10 protein-coding genes are annotated in these 12,633 nt (G+C 71.1%); 3 read left to right on the plus strand and 7 right to left on the minus strand.

Annotated elements, in window-relative coordinates:
- Window positions 1-269: 269 nt before the first annotated feature.
- Window positions 270-965 (plus strand): hypothetical protein, encoded by a 696-nt coding sequence (locus tag OO68_RS14705; protein ID WP_033308793.1) that lies wholly within the window; start codon window positions 270-272, stop codon window positions 963-965.
- Window positions 966-1,008: 43 nt separating this feature from the next.
- Here OO68_RS14705 and OO68_RS14710 read toward each other — a convergent pair whose 3' ends face one another.
- Together OO68_RS14710 and OO68_RS14715 are read right to left on the minus strand one after the other, a co-directional pair.
- Entirely contained in the window at window positions 1,009-1,794 is a 786-nt protein-coding gene (locus OO68_RS14710) for a sulfite exporter TauE/SafE family protein (RefSeq protein ID WP_033308794.1), read from the minus strand.
- A gap of 456 nt (window positions 1,795-2,250) precedes the next feature.
- Entirely contained in the window at window positions 2,251-3,393 is a 1,143-nt protein-coding gene (locus tag OO68_RS14715) for an aromatic ring-hydroxylating oxygenase subunit alpha (protein ID WP_033308795.1), read from the minus strand.
- A gap of 193 nt (window positions 3,394-3,586) precedes the next feature.
- On the opposite strand from OO68_RS14715, the gene purU reads away from it, so the two are divergent.
- Window positions 3,587-4,459: a formyltetrahydrofolate deformylase gene (purU, locus tag OO68_RS14720; protein ID WP_033308796.1), complete on the plus strand. Its 873-nt coding sequence runs from the start codon at window positions 3,587-3,589 to the stop codon at window positions 4,457-4,459.
- A 55-nt stretch (window positions 4,460-4,514) separates the two neighbouring features.
- A complete protein-coding gene (locus OO68_RS14725; RefSeq protein ID WP_078625305.1) occupies window positions 4,515-5,306 on the plus strand; it encodes an IclR family transcriptional regulator in 792 nt (263 codons plus the stop codon).
- Between the two features lie 82 nt (window positions 5,307-5,388).
- Here the strand turns inward: OO68_RS14725 and OO68_RS14730 are convergent, their stop codons facing one another.
- Genes OO68_RS14730 through OO68_RS14750 form a run of 5 tightly spaced genes read right to left on the minus strand, consistent with a single transcriptional unit; the run spans window position 5,389 to window position 12,618 of the window.
- Entirely contained in the window at window positions 5,389-5,994 is a 606-nt protein-coding gene (locus OO68_RS14730) for a sarcosine oxidase subunit gamma (RefSeq protein ID WP_033308798.1), read from the minus strand.
- A complete protein-coding gene (locus OO68_RS14735) occupies window positions 5,987-9,220 on the minus strand; it encodes a sarcosine oxidase subunit alpha family protein (protein WP_033308799.1) in 3,234 nt (1,077 codons plus the stop codon). Before OO68_RS14735 ends, OO68_RS14730 begins: the two co-directional genes overlap by 8 nt.
- Window positions 9,221-9,248: 28 nt before the next feature.
- Window positions 9,249-10,481 (minus strand): sarcosine oxidase subunit beta family protein, encoded by a 1,233-nt coding sequence (locus OO68_RS14740; protein WP_033308800.1) that lies wholly within the window; start codon window positions 10,479-10,481, stop codon window positions 9,249-9,251.
- On the minus strand, window positions 10,478-11,761 hold the full coding sequence (gene glyA, locus OO68_RS14745; protein WP_033308801.1) for a serine hydroxymethyltransferase: 1,284 nt from the start codon (window positions 11,759-11,761) through the stop codon (window positions 10,478-10,480). Before glyA ends, OO68_RS14740 begins: the two co-directional genes overlap by 4 nt.
- Window positions 11,758-12,618 (minus strand): bifunctional methylenetetrahydrofolate dehydrogenase/methenyltetrahydrofolate cyclohydrolase, encoded by an 861-nt coding sequence (locus OO68_RS14750; RefSeq protein WP_033308802.1) that lies wholly within the window; start codon window positions 12,616-12,618, stop codon window positions 11,758-11,760. Before OO68_RS14750 ends, glyA begins: the two co-directional genes overlap by 4 nt.
- Between the last annotated feature and the right edge of the window lie 15 nt (window positions 12,619-12,633).

Here is a 12,633-nt window from a genome sequence, read left to right on the forward strand (position 1 = left end):
CGTGCAGGCGTTCAGCCGGCAATTGCCGGACGGGAGCCCTCGCCAACTCGGGCCTGTTGTACGCCCGTTGACGCCGAAGGCTGCAGTTGTGAGTCCGGCGCCGGGAAAGAGGACATCACTCAACGGGAACAACTGGCCTCTCATGTCCGTACCATCTCTCACCAGGGCAGCTCGCTGGACGCCCAACTCCCCCCACCGGGCCACTGAAGCCCGCCCTGGGACAGGCATCACCCGCAGCTTGCCTTCGACGCCGAGGAAAGGTCAGTGCCATGCCCGAGACAAAGACTCCCGCCACCGAACTGGCATCGCAGTACATCGCCCAGGTGACCGGCGACCTCGAAGCGAACCTCAAGGAGCAAGAACGCATCGGTGCGGAAATCACCACTCTGCAGGAGCAGCTCGCCGCTCTCCAGCACGACCACGGCGTGCTGGTGACCATGCAGCAGGCACTCGGCATCACCACGTCGCCGAACGGGTCCGCAGCCGAGTCCGAGAGTCCCGTGCTGCCTTCCCCGCGTCGGAAGAAGGCCGAGCCGGCGGTCGGCGCGAAGCAGAAGGCGCGTAAGTCCGCCGCCACGCCGGCGAAGAAGGCAGTCAAGAAGCCGGCAGCTGGTAAGCCCGCGGCAGCGAAGCCGGCAGTCGCGAAGCCCGCGGCGAAGAAGCCCGCGGCCAAGACGACGGACAACGCCAAGGCGCCCGAGCCCACCCTCGTCGAGCTCATTCGCCGCCATCTCGCCGAGCAGAAGGAACCGCGCTCCGCGGCGGAGATCTCCGCCGCACTCGGCGAAGCCCACCCCCAGCGCGGCATCGCGGCCAAGGTCGTGCGCGTCACGCTCGAAGGCCTCGTGGCCAAGAGCCAGGCGGAGCGCTCCAAGCAGGGCAGGTCCGTCTTCTACACCGCCCCTGCCTCGGAGTCGGCGGCCGCGCCCGAGGGCGAAACCCAGCCCAAGGGCACGGACAACTGACCGCGCGTCCTGCCCTCGAAGGCGCCACGGCGGACGCGGCGCCTCAGGCCAGGGCCTGGACGACGTAGAGGATGCCCAGACCTGCAGCCAGGCCGCCCAGGAGGAGACGCAGGCCCGTCTCCGGCAGGCGGGGCTGCAGGCGGGCGCCGAGGTAACCGCCGACCAGGCCGCCCAGTCCGCAGGCCAGCCCGAGCCACCAGTCGGGTGCGACGTCGCCGACGCTGACCAAGGACAGCAACGCATACGCACCGGCGCCGACGACAGAGGTGGCGAACGTCGCGGCGAGTGCGGCCGGCGCCACCCGCGCCATGGGCAGACCCCGGGCGGCGAGGATCGGTCCGAGGAGGGATCCGCCGCCGATGCCGTAGATCCCTCCGACCACTCCCACCGCCACGGCCAGAGCGGTCAGCGCCACCGGGGACGGCTCCGCCGCCCCGACGGAACGGCCGCGGGCCGGGCGCAGGGTGCTGATGCACAGCCACACCCCGAGCGGCAGGAGCAGGGCGGCTATCAGCAGCCGGAACACACCCGGTCCGGGCAGAGCGAAGACGCGCAGTGCGGCGCCGAGCACGACGCCGGGGAGCGTGCCGGCGACCAGGCGCCGGGCCAGGCCGCCGCGCAGAGCGCCGTCGCGGCGGTACCGCCAGAGGGCGCCCGGCCCGGCCACCACGTTGAAGAGCAGGTTCGTCGGCGTGATGGCCGGGCTGGGCACGCCGAAGACGCTCAACTGAACCGGCAGCAGGAACACCGCCCCGGACACCCCGGCCGGCACGGTCACCACCGCGATCAGCAAGCCGGCGACCAGCCCCGCCCCCACCGTCCCGCCCATCCGGCCTCCTGTCTCTGCCCCTGCCCTGCCCTGTCCGCAAACCCGGTCAGTATCAGCGCTCCGGCACCGGCAGGGATCATCGGCAACGAGATGTTCACGAACGGGGCACGAGGACGTTGGTCTCGGGGAAATAGGCGGCGCAGCAGCCACGCGGGGTGGGATAGGCCACCGTCCGGAAGGCAGGGGCCCGGCGTTCGGCCCCGGCAGAGAACTCGGGGTGAGGCGGCCCTGCTGGCCGAGCCAGTAGTCACTGCGCCCGGCGAGTCCGCGAGGGTGTGAGCCCGACTACTGGTTGACGCTCAGCAGGGTGAGCAGACTGCGGCGGGCGCCCATCTGCGCGTGGGCGTGGCGCAGGGAGGAGATGACCGCGGGGAGGCCGGCGGCGTGGTCCTGGGGCGGGCCCACCCGCAGACGGGAGTCGTCGGGGTCATCGGCGGGTGCCTTGCGGGCCGTCGACTAGCGCTCCGCGAGGTTCGCGCGGGTGCCGAGGCGGTCCTGGACCCAGTCGTGGAACTCGCCGATGTGGTGCTCGCTGGGCACCAGGACGCCGCCCTTGGCGTACAGCCGGGAGCTCATGGCCGGCTGGCAGCGCTCGCAGGCGTCGAAGTCCTGCCGGTTGACCCGGTCGAACAGCTCCACGGACCGGCTGACGTCCCGGCCGCTCTCCACCACACCCTTCAGGTACAGCCAGTCGCACTCGACGATCGTGCGGTCGACGGCGACAGGGAACATCCGGTGGAAGATCACGTGGTCGGGGACGAGGTTGATGAACACCTGCGGGCGCACCGTGACGGCGTAGTACCGGCGGTCCTGGTCCTCGGTGACGCCCGGGATGCGGTCCAGGCCCTCCGAGCCGTCCACGGTGAAGCCCTGGACGTCCGCGCCGAACTCGGCGCCGTGCCCCACGTAGAACTGCGCGGCGTACCCGTCGGCGAACTCCGGCAGCACCTCGGTCAGCTCCGGGTGGATGGTCGCGCAGTGGTAGCACTCCATGAAGTTCTCGATGATGAGCTTCCAGTTGGCCCGGACGTCGTAGACGATCCGCCGGCCGACCTCCAGGCTCTCGACGTCGTAGCGCTCGATGGACTCGACGTCGCCCAGGCGCGCGACCACGTCGGCGATCACCGACTCCTCGAACGGCGGCGGGTTCTCGGCGAGGCACACCCACACGTAGCCGAGCCACTCGCGCACCGCCACGCTCGCCAGGCCGTACTCGGTGCGGCCGATGTCGGGCATCTTGGTCAGGTTCGGGGCCGCGACGAGCTTGCCGTTCAGGTCGTACGTCCAGGCGTGGTACGGGCACTGGAAGGCCCGCTTCACCTCGCCGGACTCCTGGGTGCAGAGCTTCGCGCCCCGGTGCCGGCACACGTTGAAGAAGGCCTTGACCGAGCCGTCCCGGGAGCGGGTCAGCAGGACGCTCTCCCGTCCGACGTCCACCGTCCGGAACGCACCCGGCTTCGCCAGTTCCGACGAGCGTGCCGCGCAGAACCACATGGACTCGAAGATGTGCTCCTGCTCGAGGCGGAAGATCTCCGGGTCCGTGTAGTGGTCGCCGGGAAGGGTCGCGATCAGGCTGTCCGGCAGGCCGGTCGTAGTCATGGTTCACCTCGGAGTGAAGCGCCCCGGTCGGGCGAGTGGTTGCCTCATACGCAACGGACCTCTTGCTACGCAACTCACAGTGCAGTCCGCCCGAAGCACTGTCAAGACCTTGACCCCGGGCCGCCGGAGCCGGGACCATGTTGCGTATCAGTCCCACTGTTGCGCAATACGCACTTCCCTCAGGGAGGGCTCAGTGTCTCTTGGACCCACCACCGGCCGTGAGTTCGTCCTCACCCTGTCGTGCCCCGACCGCTCGGGCCTCGTCCACGCCGTCACCGGCTTCCTCGTCCGGCATTCCGGGAACATCCAGGAGAGCCAGCAGTTCGACGACCGGCTCAAGGACCGCTTCTTCATGCGGGTGCACTTCGACGTCACGGACCCGGGCATGACGCTGGAGGACCTGAAGTCCGGCTTCGCACCGGTGGCGGAGGCGTACCGGATCTCCTGGCAGCTGTACGAGGCGTCGACCCCGACGCGCACACTGATCATGGTGTCGAAGTTCGGGCACTGCCTGAACGACCTGCTCTTCCGCTGCCGTACCGGCGCGCTGAACATCGAGGTGCCGGCGATCGTCTCCAACCACCGGGACTTCGAACCGCTCGCCGAGAGCTACGGCATTCCGTTCCACCATGTGCCCGTGACCAAGGAGACGAAGCCCGAGGCGGAGGCGCGGCTGCTGGAGCTCGTCGAGGAGCTGGACATCGACCTGGTGGTCCTCGCCCGCTACATGCAGATCCTGTCGAACGACCTGTGCAAGCAGCTCGAAGGCCGGGCGATCAACATCCACCACTCGTTCCTGCCGAGCTTCAAGGGCGCCCGTCCCTACGTCCAGGCGCACGAGCGCGGCGTCAAGCTCGTCGGAGCGACGGCCCACTACGTCACCCCGGACCTCGACGAGGGGCCCATCATCGAGCAGGACGTCGTCCGGGTGAGCCACTCACAGGGACCGGACAGCCTGGTCGCCCTGGGGCGCGACGTGGAGGCGCAGGTCCTGGCGCGGGCGGTGGAATGGCACAGCCAGAGTCGCATCATGGTCAACGACAACCGTACGGTCGTCTTCCGCTGAGGAAATCGGCCTCCACCCCCTCACACCCGTTGACCATTTCACCTAGGGTTTCGCCATGAGCAACTACGGTGCCGAGCCCGTTGGCGCTCCGAGTGGCGGAGTGCAGTCCGTTGACCGCGCGGTCGCCGTGCTGGAGATCCTCGCCCAGCACGGCGAGGCGGGCGTGAGTGAAGTGGCCGCGGCAATCGACGTCCACAAGTCCACCGCTTTCCGGCTGCTCGGCGCGCTGGAAGCGCACGGGATGGTCGAGCAGGAGAGCGAGCGCGGGAAGTACCGTCTCGGCTTCGGAGTCGTGCGCCTGGCCGGGGCGGTGACGGGCCGTATCGCCGTCACCCGGCACGGACGGGGCATCTGCGAGCGCCTCGTCGACGACGTGGGCGAGACGATGAACATCGCCGTGCTCGAATCCCACCACGCGATCAACCTCTACCAGGTGCGCAGCACCTCGGCCATCGCCGCGCAGAACTGGGTGGGACGGCAGACGCCGCTGCACTGCACGTCGAGCGGCAAGATCCTCCTCGCGCACCTCGACAAGAAGGACCGCGACCAGCTCCTCACCGAGACGGGCCTGCCCCGTATGACACCGAGCACGGTGACTTCCAGGAAGAAGCTGGAGGCGGACCTCGCCGTCGCCCGGGAGCAGGGCTACGCCATCACGATGGAGGAGTACGAGGAGGGCCTCAACGCCCTCTCCGCGCCCGTGCGTTCCGAGGAGGGCGAGGTCGTCGCCGCCCTCAGCGCGTCGGGGCCGGCCTTCCGGCTGACCGAGGACCGGATGCGCGAGCTGGCGGAGGTGCTCGTCGCGGGAGCCGACGAGCTCAGCCGCCGTCTGGGCTACACGGGCTGAGGCAGGGACGGGCTCGCTTGCCGAGCGGCGGTCGGAGATTCGGTGTCCGGATCTGCGACCGCCGCTTTCGTGGTGTCCGGGTTCAGCCCGTCCACTCCACGGCGGCGTCCAGCAGCCAGTCCGCCAGATAGCCGGCGAAGGAGGAGCGGACCAGCACCCAGAACCCGGCCCTCGGGTCGTCACGGGCCACCAGGACGACCTGGGTGCGGCCCAGCGTCGTCTGGGCGCAGCGTCCCGGGCCGAAGACGCGCGGGTGCAGGTCCAGCGAGCAGCCGTGGGCCAGCAGGTCGTGGGCACGGGGCCCGGCGACGAGGAGGGTGGTGCGCTGGGCCGAGACGTCGACGACGGACACGGGCTCGTCACCCGCGGCCTCACGGATCCGGTTCTCCAGCCCGCGCCGGCCGCCCGGCGGGCCCACCACGAGCCACTCATCGGGGCCGAGCCACAGCGCGGTCAGCTCCCCGGCCCGGACGACGGTGCCAGGCTCCACGGGCAGTTGCAGCCCCAGCGCCAGCCCCACGGCGTCCGCCGCCGCTCCCTTGGGATCGAGGCGGACGTTGATCTGGGTCAGGAAGGGGAGTTCCGCCAGCCGGACGGCGCCCCCGGAGGTGCGGGTCGCGGCGGCCAGCCGGTCCATGGCGTGCGACAGGGGGCTGCGGAGCGGGGCGGTAAGGGCGGTGTCAGCCATCGCGGCGGGCTCCCTCGGGGTCGTAGAGGACGGGGCTCGCGACGGTCACCGGGACCAGCCGGTCACCGACGGGGGCGTAGAGGCGCTCACCGATGCGCTCGCGTCCGCCCTTGACCAGTGCGAGCGCGAAGGTCCGGCCGAGGGCCGCGCTGCGGTAGCTGGACGTGACATGGCCGAGCATCGGAACGGGGGGCGCGGGCAGCACGCTGTCGGCGACCAGGTGCGTGCCCTCGGGGAGGAACGTGCCCGGGTCCTCCGGGAGCAGACCGACCAGGTGCTTGCGGTCGGGCCGGACGGTGTCGGCCCGGGCGAAGGAACGCTTGCCGATGAAGTCGGGCTTCTTCTTCGACACCGCCCAGCTCATGCCGAGATCCTGCGGCGTCACCGTGCCGTCGGTGTCCTGGCCGACGATCGGGTAGCCCTTCTCGGCACGCAGGACGTGCATCGTCTCCGTGCCGTACGGGGTGATGCCGTACGGGGCGCCCGCCGCGTACAGCGCCTCCCACAAGGCGAGGGCCTCCCAGGGCGACACGTTGATCTCGTAGGCCAGTTCCCCGGAGAAGCTGATCCGGCACACCCGGGCCTCGATGCCCCCGACCGTCGTGTCCCGCCACGCCATGAACGGGAAGTCGTCGTTCGCCACGGCCAGTTGCGGCGCGAGGGAGCCGAGGAGCTCGCGGGACTTCGGACCGACCAGGGCGACGGTGGCCCACTGTTCGGTCACGGAGGTGCAATGGACCTTCAGCTCGGGCCACTCGGTCTGGAGCCACTCCTCCATCCAGTCCAGCACGGTGGCGGCGTTGCCCGTCGTGGTGGTGACCAGGTAGCGGTCCTGGTCGAGGCGGATGACGGTGCCGTCGTCGAAGACCATCCCGTCCGGACGGCACATCACGCCGTAGCGGATCATGCCGACCTTCAGGGTGCTCATCATGTTGGTGTAGAGCAGGTCGAGGAAGGCGGCGGCGTCCGGACCCTGGACGTCGATCTTGCCGAGGGTGGAGGCGTCCATGAAGGCGACGCCCTCACGGGCCGCGGCGCATTCGCGCAGCACGGCCGTCTCCATGTCCTCGCCATCCCGCGGGTAGTACCAGGGCCGCTTCCACTGGCCGACGTTCTCGAAGAGGGCGCCGTGCGCGACGTGCCACTCGTGCAGGGCGGTGGTGCGGACCGGGTCGCTCAGCACGCCGCGGTCGCGGCCGGCGAGGGCGGCGAAGGAGACGGGGGTGTACGGGGGCCGGAACGTGGTCGTGCCGAGCGCCGAGATGTCCACGCCGAGCAGTTCGGCGACGACGCCACTGGCCAGGACGCCGGAGGTCTTGCCCTGGTCGTTGGCCGTGCCGGCCGTGGTGTAGCGCTTGGTGTGCTCCACCGAGCGCATTCCGGCACCGGTCGCGCGGGCGAGGTCGTCGACGGTGACGTCGCGTTGGAGGTCCACGAAGCGCGGGGCGCCTTCACGGCCGGGGACGGTGAACACCGGCATGGACGGCGTCTGCGGCTGTGCCGCCACCCGCGGCAGGCGGGGCGCCTGAGGGGTGTAGCCCTCGGCCTCGATCGCGCGGGCTCCCGCGGCCGCCCCCTGTACGAGGATCCGGCCGAGGTCGAAGACACCGCTCGCGGCGCCCGCGACCTCGACGGCCTGACGTGAGGAGTCGGGGACGAAACTGCCGAGCTCCTCGTCGTGGCGGAGCCTGCCGCCCGCCTGGCTGAACAGGTGCGCGACCGGGTTCCAGCCGCCGGAGACCAGGAGCAGGTCGGCGGCGAACTCCCGTCGCCCTGTCGTCTCCCCGTACGGGGCGACCGTGACGGCGGTGAGACGGGGGGCGCCTTCCGTGGCCGTGACGGCGTGGCCCGTCAGCACCTCGATGCCGGCCCTGCGGGTGCGCTCGGCCCACGGACCCGGCTCGGGACGGGTGTCGATCACGGCCTCGATGGCGACGCCCGCCGCGGCGAGGTCCATCGCCACCGCGTAGGCGCTGTCGTTGGTGGTGAAGACGACCGCGTGGCGGCCGGGCAGGACGCCGTGGCGGTTGACGTAGGCGCGGGCCGAAGCGGCCAGCATCACGCCGGGCCGGTCGTTGTCCGCGAAGGCCAGCGAGCGTTCGTGGGCGCCGGTGGCGAGGACGACGTGGCGGGCCCGGATGCGGTGGACGCGTTCCCGCGACACCTTCTCGGGAGCCGCGGCACCGAGGTGGTTGGTGCGGCGCTCGACGGCGAGCAGGTGGTTGTCGTCGTAGTAGCCGAAGACCGTGGTGCGGCGCAGGACGCGCACGTCGGGGGCGGCGTCGAGCCGGGCGGTCGTCTCGGCCACCCAGTCGAGGAGTTCGCCGGTGCCGAGGAGGCTGCCGCCGGGGTCCGGCTGGTCGTCGGCGAGGATGACGCGGGCGCCGGAGCGGGCGGCGGCCGCCGCCGCGGCGAGGCCGGCCGGGCCGGCGCCGACGACCAGGAGATCGCAGTGGGTGTGCACGGCGTCGTAGCGGGCCGGGTCCGGTTCGGTGGCGAGGCGGCCCTGGCCGGGGAGGCTGGTGGCGACGAGGCCGTCGTAGAGCTCGACGGTGGTGGCCGGGAGCATGGGCTCGGGGAACGGTTCCTCGATCTGGACGACCGCGTTGGGTTCCTCGACACCGGCCGAGAAGATGCCGCGGGGGCGGCCCCGTCTGATGCTGGTGCCGGTCTGGATGACGCCGTTGGCGAGGAGGGCGGAGGCGAGGGTGTCGCCCTTGCAGCCCTGGTACTCCGTGCCGTCGAAGGTGAAGGTGAGGGGCTCGTCGCGGTGGATGCGGCCTCGGGTGGGGTGGCGGAACGGCTGGTTGTCCTCCCCCACCCCGCCCCTTCCCGAAAACAGGGGCTCTGCCCCCGGACCCCGCTGGGGGCTCTGCCCCCAGACCCCCGTATCGGCCTGGACGGCCTCGTCCTCAAGCGCCGGACGGGCTGACTTCACCGGGCGTGTCCCGAAAGTGGCCGGGCGCTCCTCCCCCGCCCTGTACACCGTCAGGATCTCGTTCGTCGACGTGTCCCGGACGGCGTTGAACCAGCGGCGGCAGCCCGCTGCGTGGCTCCAGCGCTCGGCGAAGGGGCCCCTGGGGTTGTCGCGGAAGAAGAGGTAGCGGGCCCACTCCTCGTCGGTGAGGGACGCCGGGGCCTCCGGGTACGGCACATGGGCCTGGCCGCCGTAGTGGAACTCGGCCTCGTCACGAGGTCCGCACCACGGGCAGGGGATCAGCAGCATGGATCGGCTCCCAAAGCTTCCAGTGGGCCTAGTGGGCCACCGCGGCCGCGCCGTGCTCGTCCACGAGCGCGCCGGTGGTGAAACGGTCGAGCGAGAAGGGGGCGTTCAGCGGATGCGGTGTGTCATGGGCGATGGTGTGGGCGTAGACCCAGCCGACACCGGGGGTGGCCTTGAAACCGCCGGTTCCCCAGCCGCAGTTGAGGTAGAGGTTGTCCACCGGGCTGAGGCCGATGATCGGTGAGGCGTCGGGGCTGACGTCGACGATGCCGCCCCAGGTGCGCAGTACGTGGGCGCGGGCGAAGACCGGGAAGAGTTCCAGGGCCGCCGCCATCTGCTCCTCGATGATGTGGAAGGCGCCGCGCTGGGTGTAGGAGTTGTACGCGTCGATGCCCGCGCCCATCACCAGCTCGCCCTTGTGCGCCTGGCTGACGTACACGTGGACCGCGTTGGACATGACGACCGTCGGGTGGACCGGTTCCAGCAGCTCCGACACGAGCGCCTGCAAGGGGTGGCTCTGCACGGGGAGGTCGATGCCCGCCATGGCCGCCAGGACCGAGGTGTGGCCCGCCGAGCAGAGCGCCACCTTGCCTGCGGCGATCGGGCCCCGGGTGGTCTGGACGCCGACCACCCGGTTGCCGACCACGTCGAGGCCTGTGACCTCGCAGTTCTGGACGATGTCGATGCCGGCGGCGTCGGCGGAGCGGGCCAGGCCCCAGGCGACGTGGTCGTGCTTGGCGATGCCCGCGCGCGGCTGGTAGGTGGCGCCCAGGACGGGGTAGCGCACGTCCGGCGAGGTGTTGACGATCGGGCAGACGTCCTTGACGCCGTCCGCGTCGAGCCACTCGGCGTCCACGCCGTTGAGGCGGTTGGCCTCGACCCGGCGCACACTGTCGCGGACGTCCTGGAGGCTGTGGGCGAGGTTCAGTACGCCGCGCTGGGAGAAGAGGATCGGGTAGTCGAGCTCGTCCGCCAGGCCCTCCCACAGCTTGAGGGCGTGCTCGTAGATGCCGGCGCTCTCGTCCCAGAGGTAGTTGGAGCGGATGATCGTGGTGTTGCGGGCCATGTTGCCGCCCGCCAGCCAGCCCTTCTCCAGCACGGCGACATTGGTGATGCCGTGGTTCTTCGCCAGGTAGTGGGCGGTGGCCAGGCCATGTCCGCCGCCGCCCACGACGACGACGTCGTAGGAGCGCTTGGGCTCGGGGTTGCGCCACAGCCAGTCGGGGTGTTCGGGGAGCTCGGCGCCGGGGGTGCGGGGGCTCATCGGGCGTCTCCGTCCTCGGACAGGTGCGGGTAGAGCGGGTGCCGGGCGGCCAGGGCCTCTGTGCGGGCGCGCAGGGCGACCACGTCCGGTTGCGGCTGGAGGGCGAGCGCGACGACGTCCGCGACCTCGGCGAAGTCCTCCTCGGTGAAGCCGCGGGTGGCCAGGGCGGGGGTGCCGATGCGCAGGCCGGAGGTGACCATCGGCGGACGCGGGTCGAAGGGCACGGCGTTGCGGTTGACGGTGATGCCGATCTCGTGGAGCAGGTCCTCGGCCTGGCGGCCGTCCAGCTCGGAGTCGCGCAGGTCGACCAGGACGAGGTGGACGTCCGTGCCGCCGGTCAGCACCTTGACTCCGGCGGCTGCCGCGTCCGGCCGGGTGAGGCGTTCGGCGAGGATGCGGGACCCCGCGAGCGTCCGGGCCTGGCGTTCGGCGAACTCCGGTGTCGCGGCGACCTTGAACGACACCGCCTTGGCAGCGATGACGTGTTCCAGGGGGCCGCCCTGCATGCCGGGGAAGACCGCCGAGTTGATCCTCTTGGCGAGGTCGGCCTCGTTGGTGAGGATGACGCCGCCGCGCGGGCCGCCGAGGGTCTTGTGCGTCGTCGTGGTCGTGACATGGGCGTGCGGTACGGGGCTCGGGTGCAGTCCTGCCGCCACCAGCCCGGCGAAGTGCGCCATGTCCACCATCAGCAGGGCGCCCACCTCGTCGGCGATCCTGCGGAAGGCCGCGAAGTCCAACTGTCTGGGGTACGCCGACCAGCCCGCGATGATCATCTTGGGGCGGTGTTCCTTGGCGAGCCGCTCGACCTCGTCCATGTCGACGAGGTTGTCCGCCTCGGACACGTGGTAGGGCACGACGTTGAGCATCTTGCCGCTGTAGTTGATGCGCATGCCGTGCGTGAGGTGCCCGCCGTGCGCGAGGTCGAGGCCGAGGACGGTGTCGCCGGGCTGGAGCAGCGCGAAGAAGACGGCGGTGTTCGCCTGGGCGCCCGAGTGCGGCTGGACGTTGGCGAAGCCCGCGCCGAAGAGAGACTTGACGCGCTCGATGGCCAGCCGCTCGGTGACGTCGACGTGCTCGCAGCCGCCGTAGTAGCGGCGGCCCGGGTAGCCCTCGGCGTACTTGTTGGTCGCGACCGAACCCTGGGCCTCCATCACGGCGGAGGGCGCGAAGTTCTCGGAGGCGATCATCTCCAGGGTGGACTGCTGGCGGTGCAGCTCGGCGCGGAGCGCGGCGTGGACCTCGGGGTCCAGCTCCGCCAGGGGGGTGTTCAGCGCGTTCATACGGCGTTCGCGTTCCTCTCGGCGGCCTCGACGACATTGGCGAGCAACATGGCGCGGGTCATGGGGCCCACGCCCCCGGGCATCGGCGCCAGCCATCCGGCGACCTGGGCGGCGTCCGGGTGGATGTCTCCGACCAGGCCCTGGTCGGTGCGGGTGATGCCGACGTCCAGGACGGCCGCGCCGGGGCGCAGCATGTCCTTGGTGATCAGGCCGGGCGAACCGGCGGCCGCGACGACGACGTCCGCCTCGCGTACGTGCCAGGCCAGGCCCTTCGTTCCGGTGTGGCAGAGGGTGACGGTGGCGTTCTCGGACCGGCGGGTGAGCAGGAGCCCGATCGGCCGTCCGACCGTGATGCCCCGCCCGATGACACACACCCGGGCTCCGGCGAGCGGCACGTCGTGCCGGCGGAGCAGTTCGACGATGCCGCGCGGGGTGCACGGCAGCGGCGCCTCCACGCCGAGGACGAGCCGGCCGAGGTTGACGGGGTGCAGTCCGTCGGCGTCCTTTGCCGGCTCCATGCGCTCCAGTACGGCGCCCGCGTCCAGGTGGCGGGGCAGCGGGAGCTGGACGATGTAGCCGGTGCAGGCGGGGTCGGTGTTGAGCTCGTCGATCGTCTCCTCGACCTGCCGCTGGGTGGCGTCGGCGGGCAGCTCCCGCCGGATCGAGGCGATGCCTACCTGGGCACAGTCCCGGTGCTTGCCACCGACGTAGGCACGACTGCCAGGGTCGTCACCGACCAGGACAGTACCGAGGCCCGGAGCACGCCCGGTGATGGCAGCCAACTTGGCCACGCGCTCGGCGAGTTCACGCCGGATGGTGGCGGCAGTGGCCTTGCCGTCGAGCAGATGTGCAGTCACCTGGAGTGTTCCTTC

It is taken from the genome of Streptomyces iakyrus (assembly GCF_000717055.1).
In the GTDB taxonomy this organism is placed as follows: domain Bacteria; phylum Actinomycetota; class Actinomycetes; order Streptomycetales; family Streptomycetaceae; genus Streptomyces; species Streptomyces iakyrus.

Bases quoted from the DNA above. Each gene is read 5' to 3' on its own strand.
- OO68_RS14725 (WP_078625305.1), top strand. From the start codon at position 4,515: ATGAGCAACTACGGTGCCGAGCCCGTTGGCGCTCCGAGTGGCGGAGTG.
- OO68_RS14715 (WP_033308795.1), bottom strand. From the start codon at position 3,393: ATGACTACGACCGGCCTGCCGGACAGCCTGATCGCGACCCTTCCCGGC.
- OO68_RS14705 (WP_033308793.1), top strand. From the start codon at position 270: ATGCCCGAGACAAAGACTCCCGCCACCGAACTGGCATCGCAGTACATC.
- OO68_RS14740 (WP_033308800.1), bottom strand. From the start codon at position 10,481: ATGAGCCCCCGCACCCCCGGCGCCGAGCTCCCCGAACACCCCGACTGG.
- OO68_RS14735 (WP_033308799.1), bottom strand. From the start codon at position 9,220: ATGCTGCTGATCCCCTGCCCGTGGTGCGGACCTCGTGACGAGGCCGAG.
- OO68_RS14730 (WP_033308798.1), bottom strand. From the start codon at position 5,994: ATGGCTGACACCGCCCTTACCGCCCCGCTCCGCAGCCCCCTGTCGCAC.
- glyA (WP_033308801.1), bottom strand. From the start codon at position 11,761: ATGAACGCGCTGAACACCCCCCTGGCGGAGCTGGACCCCGAGGTCCAC.
- OO68_RS14710 (WP_033308794.1), bottom strand. From the start codon at position 1,794: ATGGGCGGGACGGTGGGGGCGGGGCTGGTCGCCGGCTTGCTGATCGCG.